Annotated in this window: 2 protein-coding genes (1 of these 2 cut by a window edge); both read left to right on the top strand. The window is 63.7% G+C overall.

Annotated features, from left to right (window positions below; translation table 11 throughout):
• Nucleotides 1-7430, top strand: partial view of a non-ribosomal peptide synthetase gene (locus A8O26_RS13970; protein ID WP_064118560.1) — the 3' portion only. 5587 nt of this gene lie to the left of the window's left edge; only the last 7430 of its 13017 coding nucleotides appear in the window; the start codon falls outside the window, past its left edge; its stop codon occupies nucleotides 7428-7430.
• Entirely contained in the window at nucleotides 7427-25255 is a 17829-nt protein-coding gene (locus A8O26_RS13965) for a non-ribosomal peptide synthase/polyketide synthase (protein WP_064118559.1), read from the top strand. Before A8O26_RS13970 ends, A8O26_RS13965 begins: the two co-directional genes overlap by 4 nt.

Below are 25255 nucleotides of genomic sequence, written 5' to 3'. Positions count from 1 at the left end.
TGCAGGTGAGTTTTCTGCCGACCCCGGTGGCCGAATACGCCTTCAGTCGCGGTCTGGGCCATCCGACCCTGCGCACGCTGCTGATCGGTGGCGACAAGTTGCGGCAGTTTCCGCGTGATCAGACTTTCGCTGTGATCAACAACTACGGCCCGACCGAAGCCACGGTGGTGGCGACTTCCGGGCGTATCGAACCCGGGCGGGTTCTGCACATTGGCCGGCCGATTGCCAATGCGCGGATTTATCTGCTTGATCGCCTGCAACAGCCGGTGCCGACTGGCGTGCAGGGCGAGTTGTATGTCGGTGGCGTCGGGGTGGCGCGTGGTTATCTGAATCGCCCGGAACTGACGGCGGCACACTTCCTTGAAGATCCGTTCAGCGATGAGCCGCACGCGCGGATGTACCGCACCGGTGACCTCGCGCGCTGGCTGGCTGACGGCAACATCGAATATTTGGGGCGCAACGATGATCAGGTGAAGCTGCGCGGCGTGCGCATTGAACTCGGCGAAATCGAAGCGGCGTTGAGCGCCCACGACGCCGTCCGCGAATGCGTGGTGCTGGTGCGTGACGGCCGTCTGGTCGCCTGGTTCACCGAAATCGAGCCTGTCGACATCGGCGACTTGCACCAGCATCTGCAAGCCCGACTGCCGGACACTTTGGTGCCGGCCGCTTACGTGCGCCTGCACAGCCTGCCGCTGACCGCCCACGGCAAACTCGATCGCAAGGCCTTGCCCGAGCCGGATCAGCACGCATGGCTCAGCCGTGAATACGAAGCGCCGCAAGGCCCGGTCGAGATCGCGTTGGCGCAGATCTGGGCCGACGTACTCAACATCGAACAGATCGGCCGCCACGACAACTTCTTCGAACTCGGCGGCCATTCACTGTTGGCGGTGAGCCTGATCGAACACATGCGTCAGGCCGGTCTGAGCGCCGATGTGCGCGTGCTGTTCAATCAGCCGAGCCTGGCCGCGCTGGCCCGTGCCCTGGGCAGTGGCCGGGAAATCGAGGTGCCGGCCAATCTGATTCCGGCCGATTGCACTTACATCACGCCCGACATGCTGAGCCTGACCACACTGGATCAGGCCAGTATCGAGCGCATCGTCGCCACGGTGCCGGGTGGCGCTGCGAATGTGCAGGATATCTATCCGCTGGCACCGTTGCAGGAAGGCATTCTTTATCACCATCTCAGTGCCGAGCAGGGCGATCCGTACTTGCTGCAATCGCGTCTGGCTTTCGACAGTCTTGAACGTCTGCACAGCTTCGCCGAGCACTTGCAGCAGGTCATCGCCCGTCACGACATTCTGCGCACCAGCGTGGTCTGGGAAGGTTTGCCGAGCCCGCAGCAAGTGGTCTGGCGGCAGGCGCAGATGGTCGTGCAAAAGGTGCCGCTGGATGCGCAGGACGCCGACGTTCTCGAGCAGTTGCACGCGCGTTTCGATGCGCGCCATTACCGCCTCGACCTGAATCAGGCGCCGCTGATCCGCATGGTCTACGCCGAGGATCCGTTGCAGCAGCAAGTGGTCGCGATCGTGCTGTTCCATCACTCGATTCTCGACCATACCGCCATGGAAGTGATCGCTCGGGAAATGCACGCGTTGATGTTCGATCAGCTCGACACGCTGACACCGCCCATGCCTTACCGCAATTACGTGGCGCAGGCGCGCTTGGGCGCCGATGCGCAGGAACACGAAGCGTTTTTCCGCGAGATGCTCGGTGATATTGACGAGCCGACCTTGCCCTTCGGTTTGCAGGATGTGCAGGGCGACGGACGTGGTATCGAAGAAGCGCTGCAAGCGGTCGATGCGACGCTCAATTTGCGCCTGCGTGAACAGGCGCGGCAGTTGGGCGTCAGCCCGGCGAGCCTGATGCACATGGCCTGGGCGCAGGTGCTGGGCGTGGTCTCCGGGCGCCGCGACGTGGTCTTCGGCACCGTGTTGATGGGGCGGATGCAGGGCGGTGAGGGTGCCGACCGCACGTTGGGGGTGTTTATCAATACCTTGCCGCTGCGGGTTGATCTCGCTGAAGGCGTGCGCGCCGGGGTGAAAACCACCCATGCACGGCTGACGGCGCTGCTCGGTCATGAACACGCGTCACTGGCGCTGGCCCAACGTTGCAGTGCCATGGCCAGTTCCGCGCCGCTGTTCAGCGCCTTGCTCAACTACCGGCACAGCGCCGCCGCACAGCAGCCGCGTGACGGCCAGGGCATCTGGCAAGGCGTGCGCATGCTTGGCGGCGAAGAACGCAGCAATTATCCGCTGACCCTGTCGGTCGATGATCTGGGCGAAGGCTTCGCCCTCAATGTGCTCGCGGTCGCAGAGATCGGCGCGCAACGGATTTGCAGTTACATGCACACCGCAATCGAACATCTGGTGACGGCACTGGAGCAGGCGCCGCAACGTCCGCTCAACCGCTTGCCGGTGCTCTCGGTGGCGGAATACGAGCACTTGCTGGTCGGCTTCAACCAGCACTCAGCGGCGTATCCGCGTGGCGCGACGATTCAGCGCTTGGTCGAGGCTCAGGCCGAGCAGCAGCCGGATTCACTGGCAGTGGTTCAGGGCATGCAGCAACTGACCTACGCGCAACTCAATCAGCGTGCCAATCGCCTGGCCCATCACTTGCTCGGGCTCGGCGTGCAGCCCGATGACCGCATCGCCGTGTGCCTGCGCCGCAGCCCGGACATGCTCGTCGCGTTGCTGGCGATCCTCAAGGCCGGCGCCGGTTATGTGCCGGTCGACCCGGCGTACCCGGCGGAACGCATCGCCTATCTGTTGCAGGACAGCGCGCCGATGGCGGTGCTGGCACAGGCTTCGACCGCTGATTTGCTCGGCGCAGTGCCGCTGATTGATCTGGACAATCCCACCTGGCAACAGCTGTCCGACAGCAATCCGCAACTGCCGACGCTGACCCCGGCGCATCTGGCCTATGTGATCTATACCTCCGGTTCCACCGGCCAGCCGAAAGGCGTGATGGTCGAACACGCGACGCTGGAGAACCTGGTGCACTGGCACTGCGAGGCCTTCGACCTGCGCGCCGGCAGCCACACGTCGAGTGTCGCCGGCTTTGGTTTTGATGCCATGGCATGGGAGGTCTGGCCGGCGCTGTGTGTCGGCGCGACCCTGCACCTGCCGCCAGAGTCGGTGAGCAACGAGCACCTCGACGAGTTGCTGCAATGGTGGCGCGCGCAGCCGTTGCAGGTGAGTTTCCTGCCAACGCCGGTGGCCGAATACGCGTTCACTCGCGACCTCGGCCACCCGACCTTGCGCACGCTGTTGATCGGTGGCGATAAATTGCGGCAGTTGCCGCGTGAACAGACCTTCGCGGTGATCAATAACTATGGCCCGACCGAAGCCACGGTGGTCGCGACTTCTGGTGCGGTTGAAGCCGGGCAGGTGCTGCACATCGGTCGGCCGATGGCCAACGCGAAAATTTATCTGCTCGACGAACAGCAGCGCCCGGTCCCGGTCGGTGTCGCCGGTGAGTTGTATGTCGGCGGCGCCGGGGTGGCGCGCGGTTATCTGCATCGCCCCGAGCTGACGGCCGAACGCTTCCTCGACGATCCGTTCAGCGATGAACCGCAGGCGCGCATGTACCGCACGGGCGACCTCGCACGCTGGCTCGCCGATGGTTCGGTCGAATACCTGGGACGTAACGATGATCAGGTCAAACTGCGCGGCGTGCGCATCGAACTGGGCGAAATCGAAGCGGCGCTGAGCGCTCACGAAGCCGTGCAGGATTGCGTGGTGCTGGTGCGCGACGGCCAGTTGCTGGCGTGGTTTACCGAGCGCCAGAGCGTCGACATCGAGGATTTGCGCAGTCATCTGCAAGCGCAGTTGCCGCAAGCGCTGGTGCCTGCCGCTTACGTGCGCCTGCCAGCACTGCCGCTGACCGCCAACGGCAAACTCGACCGCAAGGCATTGCCAGAGCCGGATCAAACGGCGTGGCTGAGCCGCGAATATGCCGCGCCACAAGGTTCGGTGGAAATCGCGCTGGCGCAGATCTGGTCTGACGTTCTCAACGTCGAGCAGGTCGGCCGTCACGACAACTTCTTTGAACTGGGCGGGTACTCATTGTTGGCGGTGACGCTGATCGAGCGCATGCGCCAGGTCGATCTGAGCACCGACGTGCGCGTGCTGTTCAGCCAGCCGACGTTGGCCGCGCTGGCGGCGGCGGTAGGCAGCGGTCGCGAGGTCGAGGTGCCGGTTAATCTGATTGCCGCCGATTGCACGCACATCACCCCGGACATGCTGCCACTGGTGCAACTGGATCAGGCCAGCATCGAGCGCATCGTCGCTACGGTGCCGGGTGGCGCGGCCAACGTGCAGGACATTTATCCGCTGGCGCCGTTGCAGGAAGGGATTCTGTATCACCACCTCAGCGCCGCGCAGGGTGATCCGTACCTGCTGCAATCGTGTCTGGCGTTCGACAGCCTCGAGCGTTTTCAAGGGTTCGCGGCGGCGCTGCGCCAAGTGATGACGCGCCACGACATCCTGCGCACGTCGATTGTCTGGCAAGGACTGGCGGCGCCGGTGCAAGTGGTCTGGCGCCAGGCCGAGCTGCCGGTACAAGCGGTGGCGCTGGAGCCCGCGCAGGGTCAAGCCATCGATCAGTTGCGCGCGCGCTTCGATGCGCGGCACTGGCGTCTGGAACTGGATCAGGCACCGCTGCTGCGTCTGGTGCATGCCCTCGATCCGCACAATCAGCGCGTGGTGGCCATGCTGTTGTTCCACCACATCGCCATGGACCACACGGCGCTGGCGGTGGTCAGTGCAGAAATGCAGGCGATTTTGCGCGGCGATGAACGATTGCCGATGGCCGCCGTGCCGTACCGCAATTATGTTGCGCAGACACGCCTCGGCGTCAGCGAGCAAGAGCACGAAGCGTTCTTTCGCGAGATGCTCGGCGACATCGACGAACCGACGCTGCCGTTCGGCTTGCAGGATGTGCAGGGCGACGGCAATGACATCGAGGAAGTCTGCCAGCCGCTGCCGTCAGCGGTGGCGCTGCGTTTGCGCAGTCAGGCACGCTTGCTCGGCGTCAGCGTTGCCAGCCTGTTCCACCTCGCCTGGGCGCAGGTGCTGGCGGCAACGTCCGCTCAGCAGCCTGTGGTTTTTGGCACGGTGTTGCTGGGCCGCATGCAGGGCGGTGAGGGCGCGGATCGTGGGCTGGGCATGTTCATCAACACCTTGCCATTGCGCGTGGATGTCGACGAAAGCAATGTGCGCGCCGGGGTCAAGGCGACCCATGCGCGGCTCAGTGCGTTGTTGGCCCACGAACATGCTTCGCTGGCACTGGCCCAGCGTTGCAGCGGCGTTGCGGCGCCGTCGCCGTTGTTCAGTGCAATGCTCAACTACCGGCATAGCGACAATGAGGCCCGACAAAACGCCAAGCGTGAATCCTGGCAGGGCATCGAGTCCCTTGCCGGCGAGGAACGCACCAACTACCCGTTGACCCTCAACGTCGATGATCTGGGCAGCGGCTTCCAACTGACAGTGATGACCCCGTCGCGCATTGGTGCGGCGCGCATCGGCCAGTACATGGAGAACGCGCTGGGCGCATTGGTTGACGCGTTGGAGCACACGCCGCAGCAACCGTTGAATCGCCTGACGGTGTTGGCGGACGAGGAGCGCCAGGCGTTGTTGTTCGGCCTCAACGACACTGACGTCGCTTACGATTTGCAGCAGACGTTGCACGGCATGTTCGAAGCGCAGGTGCGGCGTACGCCACAGGCTGTGGCCGTCGTCATCGGCGAACAGGCATTGAGCTACGCGCAGTTGAACGAACGCGCCAACCGCTTGGCCCGGCACTTGATCAGCCTCGGTGTGCAAGTGGATTCACGGGTGGCGATCTGTGTCGAACGCAGCCTGGAGATGGTCATCGGCTTGCTGGCGATCAACAAGGCCGGCGCCGGTTATGTGCCGCTGGACCCGGCCTATCCGCCGGAGCGTCTCGCCTACATGCTTGAAGACAGCGCGCCGGCCGTGGTGCTGGTGCACGCGGCGACCGACGAATTGCTGGGAGATGTCTCGGCAGCGGTCGTCGACCTCGACCACAACACCTGGCAATCCCTGTCCGCCGACAATCCACAAATCCCGGCGCTGACGCCACAGCACACGGCGTACGTGATCTACACCTCCGGCTCCACCGGCCAACCGAAAGGCGTGGTCAACGAGCATGCCGGTGTGGTCAATCGCTTGCTGTGGATGCAGGACGCCTATCGTCTGAGCGCTGCCGATTCGGTGTTGCAGAAAACCCCGTTCAGCTTCGACGTGTCGGTGTGGGAGTTCTTCTGGCCGCTGATGACCGGCGCGCGACTGGTCATGGCGCAGCCCGGCGGGCACAAGGACCCGCACTACCTCAGCGAAGTGATCGAGCGTGAACACATCACCACGCTGCACTTTGTGCCGTCGATGCTCGACGTGTTCCTCGCCAACAGCGACACCGCACGCTGCGACAGCGTGCGGCAGGTGATGTGCAGCGGCGAAGCGTTGCCGGGCAGTCTGGTGCGGCGCTTCAAACTGCAACTGCCGGGCAGCGCCTTGCATAACCTCTACGGTCCGACCGAAGCGGCCGTCGACGTAACGGCGTGGGATTGCGCCGGGTCCATCGAGCAGACCCCGGACAACACGCCGATCGGCAAACCGATCGCCAACACCCGGATGTACATCCTCAATGCGCAACAACAACCGGTGCCGCAAGGCGTCGTCGGCGAGTTGTACATCGCTGGTGTGCAGGTGGCACGGGGGTATCTGAACCGGCCTGAGCTGAGCGCCGAGCGCTTCCTCGACGATCCGTTCCAGCCGAGCGGGCGGATGTATCGCACCGGTGACGTCGCCCGTTATCGGGCCGACGGCAACATCGAATACCTGGGTCGGAACGATGATCAGGTGAAGATCCGTGGCTTGCGTATCGAACTGGGTGAAATTCAGGCGCGCCTGACCCAGATCGAGGGTGTGCAGGAGGCGGCGGTGCTGGCCCGTGAAGACGTGCCCGGCGATAAACGTCTGGTCGCGTATTACACCGGTGAACGGCTGGACATCGACCTGCTGCGCAGTCATTTGCTCGAGCACTTGCCGGACTACATGGTGCCCGCCGTGTTCGTGCATCTCGACGCTTTACCGCTGAGCCCCAACGGCAAGCTCGACCGCAAGGCGCTGCCGGCGCCGGATCAGCAAGCGCTGAAAACCCGCGAATACGAAGCGCCGGTCGGCGACGTCGAAATCACCCTCGCACGGCTGTGGGCCGAGTTGCTCAACGTCGAGCGAGTAGGGCGCCACGACCATTTCTTTGAATTGGGTGGTCACTCACTACTGGCGGTCAGTCTGATCGGCCGGTTACGTCAGGAAGGCATGGAAGCCGACGTCAGGGCGTTGTTCGAACAACCGACCCTGGCCGGCTACGCCGCAATTACCGAAAGAATGGAGATCGTCCTGTGAATGTGCTCGAACTGTTGGCAACCCTGAAGGCAAAAGACATTCAGTTGGCGGTCACGGATGACCAGTTGCGGGTGAACGGCAACAAGCAGGCCTTGAGCGATCCGGCGTTGCTGGCGGCGCTGCGTGAGCACAAACCGGCGCTGATCGAACTGATCAAGGCCGGGCAATACTCGGCCACCAAGGCCGGTCAGGTCGAGGTGCCGGTCAACGGCATCGCTGCCGACGCCACGCAGATCACCCCGTCGATGCTGAGTCTGGTCGAGCTGGATCAGGCCAGCATCGACCACCTCGTGGCGCAAGTGCCAGGCGACGCGGTGAATGTGCAGGACATCTACCCGCTGGCGCCGTTGCAGGAAGGCATTCTTTATCACCACGTCAGTGGCGGTGAAGGCGATCCGTATGTCATGCAGTCGCAATTCGCCTTCGCCAGTCGCGAACGTTTTCAGGCGTTCGCGCAAGCGTTGCAAACGGTGATCGATCGCCACGACATTCTGCGCACTTCGGTGCACTGGCAAGGCCTGGACGCTCCGGTGCAGGTGGTCTGGCGCCGCGCCGAACTGCCCGTGGAAGAGGTCGTGGTGCCTGACGCTGACAGCGATGTGCTGGCGTACCTGCACGAGCGTTTCGACGCCCGACACTTTCGCCTCGACGTCAACCGCGCGCCGCTCATGCGCCTGGCCCATGCCTGGGACGAAGCCGGGCAACGGGTGATTGCGACCCTGTTGTTCCACCACATGGCCCTCGACCACTCGGCCCTCGACGTGGTGCGGCATGAAATGCGCGCCTGCCTCAGCGGGCAGAGCGAGTTGCTCGGGCGGCCGGTGCCGTTCCGCAATTACGTGGCGCAGGCGCGTCTGGGCGTCAGCGAAGCCGAGCATGAGGCGTTTTTCCGCGACATGCTCAGCGACATCGACGAGCCGACGTTGCCGTACGGCTTGCAAGACGTGCAGGGTGACGGCAGCGAGATTGTTGAATTGAGCCAGCCGATCGAGCCGCTGCTGGGCCAGCGCTTGCGCGCCCAGGCACGCCAGCTCGGGGTGAGTGCCGCGAGCCTGTTTCACCTCGGTTGGGCACAGGTGCTGGCAGCGTTGACCGGCAAGCAGCAAGTGGTGTTCGGCACGGTGCTGATGGGGCGCATGCAGGGCGCCGAAGCCATTGATCGGGCGCTGGGGATCTTCATCAACACTTTGCCGTTGCGGGTGAATGTCGACAGCGCCGACGTGCGTGCCGCCGTCAACGCGACCCATGCGCGGCTGACCTCGCTGATGCGCCATGAATACGCGCCACTGGCCTTGGCCCAGCGCTGCAGCAACGTGGTCGCACCGACGCCGCTGTTCAGCACGCTGCTCAACTACCGCCACAGCCACAACGTCACCACGGCCAGCGCTGAAACGCTCGCGGCATGGGAGGGCATTGCCACCCTGCACTCCGAGGAACGCACCAACTATCCGCTGACCCTGAGCGTTGACGACTTCGGCGACGCGTTCAGTCTGACGTTGCTGGCGAGCACGCAAATCGACCCGCAGCGGATCTGCGCCTACATGCACTGCGCGCTGGAAAATCTGCTGCTGGCACTGGAGCAGGCGCCGCAAACACCGGTCAATCAACTGCCGGTTCTGCCGGCAGCGGAGCTTGAGCAAGTGCTGGTTGGCTTCAACGCGATGCAAATAAGTTTCCCGCCGGCCCAGCCCCTTCAGCAACGCTTCGAAGCTCAGGTTGCCGAACGGCCGGAAGCGCTGGCAGCAGTGTTTGCCGACGCGCAATTGACCTACGCCGAGTTGAACCGCCACGCCAATGCCCTGGCACATCACCTGATCGAGCGCGGCGTAAAACCCGACGACCGCGTGGCCATCGTCGCCCGCCGGGGGCTCGATACGCTGATCGGGCTCGTCGCTATTCTCAAGGCCGGCGCCGGTTACGTGCCGGTCGATCCGGCACACCCGGCCGAGCGCTTGAACTATCTGCTCGGTGACAGCGCGCCGGTGGTCGTCCTCACCCAAACCGATCTGCGTGAGCGCTTGCCGGCGCTGGACGTGCCGGTGATCGACCTCGACCGCTGCACCTGGCCACTGACCTGCACGCTCGACCCGAACGTGCCGGGGCTGACCCCCTCACACCTCGCGTACGTGATCTACACCTCCGGCTCCACCGGCCTGCCCAAAGGCGTAATGGTCGAGCATCACACCTTGAACAATCTGGTCGATTGGCACTGCACGGCATTCGACCTGTGCGCCGGTCGCCACACCTCGAGCCTCGCCGGTTTCGGTTTCGACGCGATGGCCTGGGAAGTCTGGCCGGCTCTGTGCGCAGGTGCGACGTTGCATCTGGCGCCTACCCACAATGGCAATGAAGACATCGACGCGCTATTGGCGTGGTGGTGCGCGCAACCGCTGGACGTGAGCTTTCTGCCGACGCCAGTGGCTGAATACGCCTTCAGCCAGAACCTCGAACACCCGACCCTGCGCACGCTGCTGATCGGCGGCGACCGCTTGCGCCAGTTCAATCGCAACCAGCATTTCGACGTGATCAACAACTACGGCCCGACCGAGGCCACGGTGGTCGCGACATCGGCACGGGTCGACAGCGGCGACGCGTTGCACATCGGTAAACCAGTGAGCAACGCCACGGTGTACCTGCTTGATGAGCAGCAACGTCCGGTGCCGATGGGCGTGGCGGGCGAGTTGTACGTCGGCGGGGCGGGGGTCGCTCGTGGTTACCTCAATCGACCGGAAATGACCGCCGAGCGCTTTCTGCGTGACCCGTTCAGCCGCCTGCCGAACGCGCGCATGTATCGCACCGGTGACCTTGCGCGCTGGCGCGAGGACGGCACGCTCGAATACCTGGGTCGCAACGACGATCAGGTGAAAATCCGTGGCGTGCGCATCGAACTGGGGGAAATCGAAACCTGCCTCAATCAGTTGCCGGGGATTCAGGAAGCCGTGCTGCTGGCCCGCGAAGATCAGCCCGGCCAGCCACGACTGGTGGCGTATTTCACCGAACAAGCACAGGTTGAAGCGCTGCCGGTCGGCGAGTTGCGCGCGCAACTGCTGAGCCGTTTGCCGGAGTACATGGTGCCGGTGGCGTTCGTCAAACTCGCCGCATTGCCGTTGACCGCCAATGGCAAGGTCGACCGCAAAGCCTTGCCGGCACCGGAGTTGTCGGCACTGTTCACCCGCGAATACGTGGCACCCGAAGGCGAAGTGGAAACCGCGCTGGCGCAGATCTGGGCCGATGTGCTGCAGGTCGAACGGGTCGGGCGTCAGGATCACTTTTTCGAACTCGGCGGCCATTCGCTGCTGGCGATGCGCATGGTCTCGCAAGTGCGCCAACGGCTTGGCGTCGAACTGGCCCTGGCTGATTTGTTCACCAACGCCGAACTGGCGGCGGTCGCTGCGGTACTGAGCGAGGCGGGGCGCTGCACGCAACCAGAGATTGTGCCGGTGCCGCGTGACGGCGCCTTGCCGCTGTCATTCGCCCAGCAACGGCTGTGGTTTCTGGCGCAAATGGAAGGCGCCAATACCGCGTACAACATTCCCGTGGCCCTGCGTTTGCGTGGCCGCCTCGACGACGCTGCGCTTCAGCGTGCACTGGCGCGGATCGTTGCCCGCCATGAAACCCTGCGCAGCCGTTTCGCCCAGTTCAATGATCAAGCACAGGTGTTGATCGCTCCGGTCGACAGCGGCCTGTTGTTGCGTGTCGAAGACCTGCGCCAACACCCGCAACCCGAGCCAACCTTGCAGGCGCTGATTCAGGGCGAAGCGTCCGGGCCGTTCGATTTGCAGGATGATGCGTTGATTCGCGGACGTCTGGTGCGTCTGGCCGACGATCATCATGTGCTGCTGTTGACCCTGCACCACATCATCTCCGATGGCTGGTCGATGGGTGTTTTGACCCGCGAACTGATGGCGCTGTATCAGGCGTTCAGCCAAGGTCAGGCTGATCCACTGCCGCCGCTGACGCTGCAATACACCGATTACGCCGTGTGGCAGCGGCGCTGGCTCAGCGGTGAGGTGTTGCAGCGCCAGAGTGAATACTGGCAGCAGACGTTGACGGGCGCTCCGGCGCTGTTGCTGTTACCGACCGATCGTGCACGACCGGCGCAGCAGGATTACGCCGGCAGCAGCGTCGAAGTGGTGCTCGATGAACGTTTGAGCGCCGGCCTCAAGGCGCTGGGCCAGCGTCATGGCGTGACGCTGTACATGACGCTGATGAGCGCCTGGGCCATGCTGCTCAGTCGTTTATCCGGTCAGTCGGAAGTAGTGATCGGTTCGCCCGTGGCCAACCGCAGCCGTGCCGAAATCGAAGGTTTGATCGGCATGTTCGTCAACACCCTGGCCCTGCGCATCGACACCTCGGGCGAACTCAGCGTCGAAGCGCTGCTGGCCCGAGTCAAGGCGCTGACGCTGCAAGCCCAGGCGCATCAGGATCTGCCGTTCGAGCAGGTGGTGGAAATTACTCGTCCACTGCGCAGTCTGGCGCACAGCCCGGTGTTCCAGACGTTGCTCAGTTGGGACGGTCTGCAAGGCCCAGCGCTGGCCCTCGGTGATTTGACCCTGGAAGGCGTGGCGGAACCGAGTCACTTCGCCAAGTTTGATGTGTCGCTGAACCTGAGCGAGTGCAACGGTGTGATTCGTGGTTCGCTGGAGTACGCCACGGCGCTGTTCGACGAGGCGACGGTGCTGCGTTTTGCCGGCTATTTCCAGCGTCTGTTGCAGGCGATGGTCGCCAATGATCAAACGGTGCTGGAACACGTGCCGCTGCTGGCAGAGGACGAACAACAGCGGCTGCTGAATGATTTCAATGCCACGGCAGTGGATTACAACCTTGAGCAGACCCTCCACGGTCTGTTCGAGGCGCAAGTGGCGCGCACGCCACAGGCGCCGGCGTTGCTCGCCGGTGAACAGCGCTTGACCTATGCCGAGCTGAACGCCAAGGCCAACCAACTGGCGCGACACCTGCGTGGCGTGGGCGTGCAGGCGGATTCGCGGGTGGCGATTTGCGTCGAGCGCGGTCTGGACATGGTTGTCGGTCTGCTGGCGATCCTCAAGGCTGGCGGTGGTTATGTGCCGCTGGACCCGGCATATCCGCTGGAACGTCTTGGCTACATGCTGGACGACAGCGCGCCGCTGGCGGTGTTGGTGCAAGGTTCAACTCGCGGGCTGCTCGGTGAAGTCACCCTGCCTGTGATCGATCTCGATCAACCGCACTGGCAGTCGCTGCCGAGCGACCCTCTGCCGACCGCCGAGTTGACCCCGCAACACATGGCGTACGTGATCTACACCTCCGGTTCGACCGGCCAGCCCAAAGGCGTGATCAACGAACACACCGCGGTGGTCAACCGCTTGCTGTGGATGCAGGACGCCTACCCGCTGACAGCAGCGGACACGGTGTTGCAGAAGACACCGTTCAGTTTTGACGTGTCGGTGTGGGAGTTTTTCTGGCCGTTGATGACCGGCGCACGTCTGGTCATGGCGCAGCCCGGTGGGCACAAGGACCCGCTGTATCTCAGCGAAATCATCGAGCAAGAACGGATTACCACGCTGCACTTTGTACCGTCGATGCTCGACGTGTTCCTTGCCCATGGCGACACCCAGCGCTGCTCGCAACTGCGTCAGGTGATGTGCAGCGGTGAAGCGTTGCCGGGCAGTCTGGTGCGGCGGTTCAAACGGCAATTGCCGGGCACTGCGTTGCACAATCTCTACGGCCCGACCGAAGCCGCCGTCGACGTGACCGCGTGGAATTGCGCCGGGCCGCTGGAGCAAACCCCGGACAACACGCCGATCGGCAAACCGATCGCCAACACCCGCATGTACATCCTCGATGGCCAACAACAACCGGTGCCGCAAGGCGTTGTCGGTGAGTTGTACATCGGTGGCGTGCAGGTGGCCCGTGGTTACCTCAACCGACCAGAACTGAGTGCGCAACGCTTTCTCGATGATCCGTTCCAGGCCAATGGCCGTATTTACCGTACCGGCGACGTTGCCCGCTATCTGGCCGACGGCAATATCGAATACCTGGGCCGCAACGACGACCAGGTGAAAATCCGTGGCTTGCGCATCGAACTGGGTGAAATTCAGGCACGCCTGACCCAGATCGAGGGGGTGCCGGAAGCGGTGGTGCTGGCCCGCGAAGACGTACCCGGCGACAAGCGTCTGGTCGCGTATTACACCGGGGAACAGTTGGACATCGAAACGCTGCGCAGCCATCTGCTGGAGCACTTGCCGGACTACATGGTGCCTGCGGTGTTCGTGCACCTCGATGCGCTGCCACTGAGCCCGAACGGCAAACTCGACCGCAAGGCGCTGCCGGCCCCGGATCTGGCTGCATTGGCTGCACGTGAATACGAGGCGCCGGTCGGCGAAGTGGAAATCCTCCTCGCTGCGCTCTGGGCGCAATTGCTCAACGTCGAACGGGTAGGGCGTCACGACCACTTTTTTGAGCTGGGCGGGCACTCGCTGATGGCGGTGAATCTGCTGGCGAAGATGCGTCGTGCCGGCCTCAGCGCCGACATTCGCGTGCTGTTCAACCAGCCGACACTCGCCGCACTGGCGGCGGCCGTTGGTGGCGAGCCGCAAGCCGAGATTCCGGCCAACCGCATTGCGCCGAACTGCACGCGCATCACCCCGGATCTGCTGCCTCTGGTGACGCTCGATCAAGCGAGCCTTGACCGCATCGTTGCCAGCATCCCCGGCGGCGCGGCTAATGTGCAGGACATTTATCCGTTGGCGCCTTTGCAGACGGGCATTCTGTTCCATCACCTGGCGGCCGCGCAGGGCGACCCCTACGTGTTGCAGGCACAGTTTGCGTTTGCCGACGAACAACGCCTGAACACCTTCACTGAAGCTCTGCAGAAGGTCATTCAGCGCCACGACATTCTGCGCACCTCGCTGTTCTGGGAAGGCCTCGAAGACCCGGTGCAAGTGGTTTGGCGCCAGGCGTCACTGGCCTGCGAAGGTATTGCACTGGAGGTCGTGGGCGGCGATGCACTGGCGCAGTTGCGCGCTCGCTTCGATGCCGGCCATTACCGCATGGCCGTCAATCAGGCGCCGCTGATGCGCGTGGTCCACGCGTGGGACGCGGTCAATCAGCGGGTTGTCGCGTTGCTGCTGTTCCATCATCTGGTGATGGATCACGTCGCGCTGGAAGTGCTGCAACAGGAAATGCAGGCCTTCCTCAGCGGCCAGCCGCAACGTCTCGCCGAGCCGGTGCCATACCGTAATTACGTGGCGCAGACCTTGACCGGGATGAGCGATGAGCAGCATGAAAGCTTCTTCCGCGACATGCTCGGTGATATCGACGAGCCAACCTTGCCGTACGGCCAGGCTCCTGCACAGGAAGGGCTGGCTGAGCAGGCGCGGTTGCCCCTCGACCTCGGTCTGAGCCGCGATATTCGCCAGCAGGCGCGGCGTCTGGGTGTCAGCGCCGCGAGCCTGATGCACCTGGCCTGGGCACAGACGCTCGGGCAGTTGTCGGGCCGCGACGACGTGGTGTTCGGCACGGTATTACTTGGCCGCTTGCACGGCGGCGAGGGTGCCGAGCGTGCGCTCGGGGTGTTTATCAATACCTTGCCGCTGCGCATCGATCTGACCGCGCACAGCGTCAAAGGCGCGGCCTTGGCTACCCATCAACGGCTGAGCCAATTGCTCCAGCACGAACACGCGCAGCTGGCGCGCATCCAGCATTGCAGCGCGATGGCGCCGACCACGCCGCTGTTCAGCACTTTGTTCAACTATCGTCACGGGGCTGCGGCGTCGTCGAGTTCGGCCGAGGCTGCGGCGGCCTGGCACGGCATGCAATTGCTGGAAGCCGAGGAACACAGCAATTATCGCCTGACCCTCAGCGTCGACGACCTCGGCGAAGGCTTCAGCCTCAGCGCGTCGGCCGGTGCCAGCATCGACGCGCGACGTGTTTGCGACTATCTGCAATGTGCCTTGCACAGCCTTGTGCAGGCACTGGAACAGGCACCGCATCAAGGCTTCGAACGCTTGTCGATCCTGCCGGCCGCTGAGCGCGAACAGCTGTTGATTGGCTTTAATGCTAGCCACGCCGACTACCCTCAGGGGCTGACCATCGGCCAGCGTTTCGAGCAGCAAGTGGCTGAGCGACCGCACGCGCCGGCGGTGATTTTTGCTGGCGCGCGCCTGAGTTATGCCGAACTCGACCACCAGGCCAACGCCTTGGCGCATCACCTGATCGAAGCGGGTGTGCGGCCTGATGATCGCGTGGCCATCGTTGCCCGTCGCGGGCTCGATACCCTGGTCGGATTGGTGGCGATTCTCAAGGCGGGCGCCGGTTATGTGCCGGTGGACCCGGCGCATCCAGCGGAGCGCCTGAACTATCTGCTGGAGGACAGCGCGCCGGTTGCCGTGTTGACCCAAAGCACACTGCGCGCACGTCTGCCCGAGCTGCAAGTGCCGCTGATCGACCTTGATCTGCACCAGTGGCCAAACAGCAGAATCGACACGCCGTCAGTGCCCGCGCTGACGCCGCAACACTTGGCGTATGTGATCTATACCTCTGGTTCCACCGGGCAGCCCAAAGGCGTGATGGTCGAGCACCGCACCCTGAGCAATCTGCTCGACTGGCATTGTGCGGCGTTCGATCTGCACGCCGGCAGCCACACCTCAAGCCTCGCCGGGTTCGGTTTCGACGCCATGGCCTGGGAAGTCTGGCCGGCGTTGTGCGTCGGCGCGACCCTGCATCTGGCGCCGGCCCACGACGGCAACGAAGACATCGATGCACTGCTCGACTGGTGGCGCGCGCAGCCGCTGGACGTCAGCTTCCTGCCGACGCCGGTGGCCGAGTACGCCTTCAGCCAGGAGCAGGCGCATCCAACCCTGAAAACCTTGCTGATCGGCGGCGATCGTCTGCGCCAGTTCAATCGCACCCAGTCCTTCAAGGTGATCAACAACTACGGCCCGACCGAGGCCACGGTGGTTGCCACGTCCGGGTTGATCGAGGCCGGGCAAGTGCTGCACATCGGCAAACCGGTGAGCAATGCCAGTGTTTATCTGCTTGATGAGCAGCAGCGTCCGGTGCCACTGGGGGTGATGGGCGAGTTATACGTTGGCGGTGCCGGCGTCGCCCGTGGCTATTTGAACCGCCCGCTAATGACCGCCGAGCGCTTTCTGCATGACCCGTTCAGCCGCTTGCCGAACGCGCGGATGTACCGCACCGGTGACCTTGCGCGCTGGCGTGAGGACGGCACGCTGGAATACCTGGGGCGCAATGACGACCAGGTGAAAATCCGTGGCGTGCGCATCGAACCTGGCGAAATCGAGACCTGCCTTAATCAGTTGCCGGGGATTCAGGATGTCGTGCTGCTGGCCCGTGAAGATCAGCCCGGCCAGCCGCGACTGGTGGCGTATTTCACCGAAGCCGCGCAAGGCGAAGCGCTGAACGTCGGCGAGCTGCGTGCGCATCTGCTGGAACAACTGCCGGAGTACATGGTGCCGGCCGCTTTTGTCAGGCTCGACGCCTTACCGCTGACGGCCAACGGCAAAGTCGACCGCAAGGCGTTGCCGAAACCGGATCTGGCCGCGTTGTTCACCCGTGACTACGCCGCGCCGCAGGGCGAGACCGAAACCACCCTGGCGCAGATCTGGGCCGAGGTGCTGCAGGTCGAACGGGTAGGGCGTCATGATCATTTCTTCGAACTCGGTGGGCATTCGTTGCTGGCGATGCGCATGGTCGCGCAGGTCCGGCAACGGTTGGGGCTGGAGCTAGCGTTGGCGGATCTGTTCGCCAATGCCGAACTGACGGCGGTCGCTGAGTGCCTGGCGGGTGCCGAGCGCAGCACCCAGCCGTCGATTGTCCCGGTAACGCGTGACGGCACCTTGTCCTTCGCCCAGCAACGCCTGTGGTTCCTGGCGCAAATGGCGGGCGGCAACTCGGCGTACAACATCCCCATCGCCCTGCGCCTGCGCGGTCGACTCGACATCGATGCGCTGCAAGCGGCGCTCGCGCGCATCGTGGCCCGCCACGAAACCCTGCGCAGCCGTTTCATCAGTCGCGATGACACTGCGCAGGTGACGATTGCGCCGGTCGACAGCGGCTTGCTGCTGCGTGTTGAAGACTTATGCCAACAACCACTGGCCGAGGACACTTTGCAAAGGTTGATGGCGAAGGAAGCCTTGACGGCGTTTGATCTGCAGAACGACCCGCTGATTCGCGGACAGCTGGTGCGTCTGGCCGACGATCACCATGTGCTGTTGCTGACCGTGCATCACATCGTCGCCGACGGTTGGTCGATGGGCGTGCTGACCCGAGAATTGATGGCCTTGTATCAGGCGTTCAGCCAGGGCCAGCCCGATCCGCTGCCAGTGCTGACGCTGCAATACGGCGACTACGCCGTGTGGCAACGACGCTGGCTCAGCGGTGAAGTGCTGCAACGGCAAAGTGATTACTGGCAACAAACCCTCGACGGTGCTCCGGCGCTGTTGACGCTGCCCACTGATCGTCCGCGCCCGGCGCAACAGGACTATGCCGGCAGCAACCTCGAAGTGGCGCTGGAGCAAAATCTGAGCGCCGCACTCAAAGCCCTGAGCCAGCGGCATGGCGTGACCCTGTTCATGACCCTGACGAGTGCCTGGGCACTGCTGATGAGTCGTCTGTCCGGGCAGGCCGATGTGGTGATCGGTTCGCCGGTGGCCAACCGCACCCGCGCTGAAATCGAAGGGTTGATCGGCATGTTCGTCAACACCCTGGCGCTGCGCATCGATACCTCGGGTGAGCCGAGTGTCGAAACGCTGCTGGCACGGGTCAAGGCACGGACACTGGAGGCGCAGGCGCATCAGGATCTGCCGTTCGAGCAAGTGGTGGAAATCACCCGACCGTCGCGCAGCCTGGCGCACAGTCCGCTGTTCCAGACCACACTGAGCTGGGACAGTCACGGCGGCCCGCAATTGGCGCTGGGCGAGCTGACACTGGCAGCGGTGGCCGGCGCCGACGAGGTCGCCAAATTCGACCTGACGCTGACCCTGGGCGAGGTCAACGGCGTGATTCGCGGCTCGCTGAACTACGCCACGGCGCTGTTCGACGAAGCGACCATCCGCCGCTTTGTCGGTTACTTCCAGCGGCTGCTGCAAGCGATGGTCAGCGATGATCACGCAGTCCTTGAACACCTGCCGTTACTGGCGGCAGAGGAGCGTCAGCGCTTGCTCGTCGAATTCAACGCCACCGCGCGCGATTATCCGCAGGCCCTGACCGTGCACGGGATTTTCCAGCAACAAGCGGCGGCGCATCCAAAGGCTGTGGCGGCGGTGCATGGCGCACAATCGCTGAGTTATTTCGAACTGAACGCGCAGGCCAATCGCCTGGCTCATCACCTGATCGGCCAAGGCGTGCAACCAGGGGATCACGTGGCGATCCTGTTGCCACGCTCGCTGGAACTGCTGGTAGCGCAACTGGCGATTGCCAAGTGCGCGGCGGCCTATGTGCCACTGGACATCCATGCGCCGAGCGAACGTCAGGCGTTCATGGTCGAGGACTGTCGGGCGGCCGCGCTGCTGACCCTGAGCGACGAAGTCATCGATTACGCCGCAACGCGTATCGATCTGGACAGGCTGAAACTCAGTGATCAACCCACGCATAACCCTAACCTTGCGCAGTCTTCCGAGTCGCTGGCGTACATCATGTACACCTCCGGTTCCACCGGCACGCCGAAGGGGGTGATGGTGCCGCACCGTGGTATCGGCCGTTTGGTGCTCAATAACGGTTACGCCGATTTCAATGCGCAGGATCGCGTGGTGTTCGCCTCGAACCCGGCGTTCGATGCCAGCACCATGGACATCTGGGGGCCGCTGCTCAACGGTGGTCGCGTGGTGATCATCGACCATCAGACCCTGCTTGATCCGCAGGCCTTCGGTCGTGAGTTGAGCGCCAGTGGCGCGACGATCCTGTTCGTCACCACGGCGTTATTCAACCAGTACGTGCAACTGATTCCGCAAGCCCTCAAAGGCCTGCGCATTCTGCTCTGTGGTGGCGAGCGTGGGGATCCGGAGGCGTTCCGCACGCTGCTGGCCGAAGCGCCGCAACTGCGCATCGTGCATTGCTACGGCCCGACCGAAACCACCACTTACGCCACGACGTTCGAAGTGCAAGCGGTGGCCGAAAACGCCGAGAGCGTGCCAATCGGTGGGCCGATTTCCAACACGCAGGTCTATGTGCTCGATGCGCATCAGCAACCGCTGCCGATGGGCGTGACCGGTGAGCTGTATATCGGCGGGCAGGGCGTGGCGCTGGGTTATCTGAACCGGGCGGATCTGACCGCGGAGAAATTCCTCCGCGATCCGTTCAGCGATAAACCCGGTGCGTTGTTGTATCGCACCGGTGACCTCGCGCGCTGGCTGGCGCCGGGGCAACTCGATTGCGTCGGGCGCAACGACGATCAGGTCAAAATCCGTGGTTTCCGCATCGAACTGGGTGAAATCGAAAACCGCCTGCTGAACTGCGCGGGGATCAAGGAAGCCGTGGTGCTGGCGCGCCGCGACGCTCATGAGACCCCGCGTCTGGTCGCCTATTACACCGCGCACGAGGGACAACTCGACAGCGTTGAACTGCACGCCCAACTGTCGGCGCGCTTGCCGGAGTACATGCTGCCGACGGCGTGGGTGCAACTGGAGGCGTTGCCGCTGAATAACAACGGCAAGATCGACCGCAAGGCGCTGCCGGCACCGACCCAAGCCGCCATGCTCAGCCGGGTCTATATGGCGCCGGTCACGGCGCTGGAGGAAAACCTGGCGCGCATCTGGGCCGGGTTGTTGCAGATCGAGCAGGTGGGACGACACGACAATTTCTTCGAGCTAGGCGGGCATTCATTGCTGGCGATGCGCATGCTGTCGCAGGTTCGCCAACAGCTGGATGTGGAGCTGACCCTGGCCGAACTGTTCGCCAATCCCGAGTTGGCGTCCGTGGCGCAGGTGTTGAGCCGGGCCGCGCGCAGCACCTTGCCGGAGATTGTGCCGGCAGCGCGTGAGCAAGCGCTGCCGCTGTCGTTTGCGCAACAGCGCCTGTGGTTCCTGGCGCAAATGGACGGCGGCAATACGGCGTACAACATTCCGCTGGGCCTGCGTCTGCGCGGGCGGCTGGATGAAGACGCGCTGCAACGGGCACTGGCGCGTATTGTCGAGCGCCACGAAACCCTGCGCAGCCGCTTCACCCAGATCGACGATCAAGCGCAGGTGCTGATCGTGCCGGCCGAGGCCGCGCTGTTGCTGCAGGTTGAAGATTTGCGCCAGCACCCGCAGGCCGATAACGCCTTGCGTGGGCTGATCGAGGAGCAAGCCGGCGCACCGTTCAATCTTGCTCGCGATTCGCTGATTCGCGGACGTCTGGTGCGTCTGGCCGACGATCACCACGTGCTGTTGCTGACGCTGCATCACATCATCTCCGATGGCTGGTCGATGGGTGTGCTGACGCGTGAGTTGGCGGCGTTGTATCAAGCCTTCAGCCATGATCAGCAAGACCCGCTGCCCGCGCTGGCGCTGCAGTACAGCGATTACGCGGTGTGGCAACGCCGCTGGCTCACTGGCGAGGTGCTGCAACGGCAGAGCGATTACTGGCAGCAGACCTTGGCCGGTGCTCCGGCGTTGCTGACGCTGCCGACCGACCGACCGCGTCCGGCGCAACAGGACTTTGCCGGCAGTCATGTCGAGGTGGTGCTGGGCGAATCTCTGAGTCGCGGACTCAAAGCGCTGTGCCAACGTCGCGCTGTGACGCCGTACATGGTGATCCTCAGTGCCTGGGCGATGCTGCTCAGTCGCTTGTCCGGCCAGACCGACGTGGTCATCGGCTCGCCGGTGGCCAACCGCACCCGCGCCGAGATCGAAGGTTTGATCGGCATGTTCGTCAACACCCTGGCCTTGCGCATCGACACCTCGGGCGCACTCAGCGGCGAAGCGTTGCTGGCGCGGGTCAAGGCGCAAACCCTGGCGGCGCAGGCGCATCAGGATCTGCCGTTCGAGCACGTAGTGGACATCAGCAAACCGCTGCGCAGTCTGGCCCACAGCGCGTTGTTCCAGACCCTGCTGAGCTGGGACAACAATGACGGCCCGAGCCTGCAACTTGGCGACCTGACGCTGGAAGGCGTAGCGGGGGAGAGCCACTTTGTGAAGTTCGACCTGTCGCTGAGTCTCGGCGATAGCGCCGATGGTGTTCGCGGTTCGCTGCGTTATGCCACGGCGTTGTTCGATGAGTCGACGGTGCGGCGTTTTGTCGGTTACTTCCAGCGCTTGCTGGCCGCGTTGGTGAGCGATGAACAAACGCTGCTGGAGCAGGTGCCGTTGCTGGCGCAGGACGAACGTCAGCGCCTGTTGCACGACTTCAACGCCAGCGAAGTCGATTGCCCACTGGAACAGCCGTTGCACTGCTTGTTTGAAGCGCAGGTACGGGCTAAACCCGAGGCCATCGCCGTGCAGTCCGAAGCTGGGCGGCTTTCCTATCGGGAACTCAATGCACGGGCCAATCAACTGGCCCATCACTTGCGCGAACAGGGCGTGGAGCCGGATTCACGCGTGGCGATTTGCGTCGAGCGCGGGCTGGATCTGGTGGTCGGTCTGCTCGGCATTCTAAAGGCCGGCGGGGCGTATGTGCCGCTGGATCCGGGATATCCGGCGGAACGTCTGACCTACATGCTCAAGGACAGCGCGCCGGTCGCGGTGCTGGTGCAAGCGGCGACGCGTTCGCTGTTCGACGCGCCTGCAATGACCTTCATCGACCTCGATCAAGGTCATTGGCAACAACTGCCCGCTGACGATCCGCAGGTGCCGGGCCTGAGTGCCGCGAACCTGGCCTACATGATCTACACCTCCGGCTCCACCGGCCTGCCGAAAGGCGTGATGATCGAGCATCGCAGCGCCTGCAACATGGTGCATTGGGGCTCGCAGATCAGTGCGCCGACCGAGCATGGCGCGCTCTTGCAAAAAGCCCCGTTCAGCTTCGACAGTTCGGTGTGGGAGATTTTCTGGCCGCTGTGTTCCGGCCTGCGACTGGTGCTGGCACGGCCGGATGGCAACCGCGATTCGGCTTATGTGGTGCAGGCGATTCGCGAGCACCACGTGACGGTGGTCAAGTTCGTGCCGGCGCTGCTGCAGGACTTCATTGAGCAGGCCGACGTCAGCCAGTGCACCAGCCTGACCGATGTGCTCAACGGTGGTGGCGAACTCAGCGCGGCCCTGGCGCGTCAGGTGCGCGATCGCTTGCCGTGGGTGCGTTTGCACAACGTTTACGGCCCGACCGAAACCACGGTCGACAGCACCGGCTGGACGCTTGAACCGGATCAGCCGGTGCCACACAACGCGGTGCCGATCGGCCAAGGGCTGAGTAACACGCGCTTGTACGTCCTCGATGCTTACGATCAACCGGTGCCGCAGGGTGTCAGCGGCCAGTTGCACATTGGCGGTGTGGGTGTGGCGCGCGGTTATCACGGACTGCCGCAGATGCAGGCCGAGCGTTTCATCGACAGCCCGTTCGTGGCCGGTGATCGGCTGTACCGCACCGGCGATCTGGCGCGCTACAACAACGACGGCGATCTGGAATTTCTCGGACGCAATGACTTCCAGATCAAACTGCGCGGCTTGCGTCTGGAACCGGGGGAAATCGAAGCGCGGCTGACCGAACATCCGGCGATCCGCGAAGCGGTGGTAATGGTGCGCGACGAGCGTCTGGTGGCTTGGTACACGTTGCGTGCAGGGATCGAAACGCCAAACCTGGAGGTTTTGCGTGCCCATGTGCTGGAACGCTTACCGGAGTACATGGTGCCCGGCGCCTATGTGCTACTCGACGCATTGCCGCTGACCCCCAACGACAAGGTCGACCGCAAGGCCTTGCCGGAGCCGGGTGCAGACGCGCTGATCAACCGTCCTTATGTCGCGCCGCAAGGCGAGGTGGAAACCGCGATGGCGCGGATCTGGGCAGAGGTGCTTGGCGTCGAGCAGGTCGGTCGTCACGACAACTTCTTCGAGTTGGGCGGACATTCGTTGCTCGCGGTGCGGTTGGTCAATCTGCTGCAACGCGGCGGATTGCAAGTGTCGCTGGCCGAAATGTTCCAGCACCCGAGCATCGAGTCGGCGGCAGCGTTGCTCGCTCAGGACGAAATGGCCGGGCAACCGGAGGGGCTGGTCGTAGTACGTGCCGGGGATATCGGTACGCCGCTGTTCCTGGTGCATGAATTCAGTGGCCGCGACGTGTATTTCCCGACACTGGCGCAGCACATCGGCGGCGAGTTTGCGATTTATGGCCTGCCCGGCGTGCCGCTGGGTCAGCCACAGCTGCGCACAATCGAATGCATGGCCACGCGGATGGCCGGGATCATCCGTTCGGTGCAGCCACACGGGCCGTATCGTCTGGCGGGCTGGTCGTTCGGCGGGGTGCTGGCCCATGAAGTTGCCCAGCAATTGCTCGGTCAGGACCAAACGGTGGACTTCATCGGCATGCTCGACAGCTACTCGCCCAACTCACTGGCCCAGGACAAGGCGATGTGGAGCGGCAAGGATCTCGACAAGCGCCAGTTGCTCGGGCATTGCCGGGGGCGTGCGCTGATGCTCGGTGCTGAAGGCGCCACCGCGTTGGCGGCGGTCGAGGCTCTGGAAGCCGAAATGGAGCAGTTGGATTTCCACGCGCTGTTCCAGCGTTGCCAGGTGCAGCAACTGACCGATCCGGAACTGGCCACGGTCAGCGCGGCCGATGCCTGGCATTACTTCGATCGCGAGGCGGCGCATCGCTTGGCCTTGGCGCATTACCGGGTCAGCCCGGCGAGCCAGACTGTTCATCTGTTCCGCGCGCAAGCGCTGATGGACGGGCAGTCTGTGCCAAGCCCGACTCGCGGTTGGGAGGAGCGCTTCGACAGTCGTCTGTTGCAGTGCATCGATATCCCCGGGGATCACCGCAGCATGATGAAAAATCCGCATATTCAGGCGTTGGGGCAGGCCATCACCCAGGCACTTGAGGCGGTAGTCGCGCCCGCCACGGCGGTGTATCAGCCACTGCTGACGATCCAGAGCGGGCATCTGGGGCATGCGCCGATTTTCTGTGTGCCGGGGGCAGGTGACAGCGTCACCGGGTTCATTCATCTGACCGAAGCGATTGGCCCGGAGTGGCCGATCATCGGCCTGCAACCGCGCGGGCTGGACGGCAGCAGTGTGCCGCACAGTCAGGTCGAGGCCGCTGCCGCGTTTTATCTGCAGGCGATCGCGCAGGCGTACCCACAAGGCCCGGTGCACCTGATCGGCCATTCGTTCGGCGGTTGGGTGGCGCATGCCATGGCGGCGCAGTTGCAAGCGGCCGGGCGCGAGGTGGCTTCGTTGACGTTGATCGACAGCGAAGCGCCGGGCGGCAACGGCACGGCGGGCAAGCCGTACACCGGTACGGCGGCGCTGGAGCGCTTGATCGACACCCTGCAACTGTCCAGTGGCAAGTCGCTGGAGATCGATCCGCAGGTTTTTGCCGACGCTGATGACGCTACGCAAATGCGCTTGCTGCATGCCGGGATGGTGCGCGCCGGTGTGTTGTCTGCGCGTTCGTCAGCGCAGGCGATGCATGGCCCGGTCCGCACCTTCGCCACCGCGCTGCGCACGGTCTATCAACCGCAACGGGCCTACACCGGGCCCGTACGGCTGGCGCTGGTCGATGACCCGACGCTGGATGCGTGGGGCAACCAGCGTGAGCAAGCGGCGATGGTCGAGGGTTGGCAGCGTCAAGTGCAGGATCTGACGGTGTGGTACGGGCCGGGCAACCATTTCACGATTCTCAAGGCGCCCAACGTCTTCAGTCTCGCGGCGTGGTGGCATGACGGCTTGAAGGTACCGGCCGGCGAAGTGTTGTCCTGA

The sequence above is a fragment of the Pseudomonas fluorescens genome (assembly GCF_001648775.1).
Taxonomy (GTDB): Bacteria; Pseudomonadota; Gammaproteobacteria; order Pseudomonadales; family Pseudomonadaceae; genus Aquipseudomonas; species Aquipseudomonas fluorescens_M.
The sequence above is the reverse complement of the archived record's forward strand: the minus strand, read 5'-3'. Positions and strand labels throughout refer to the sequence as shown.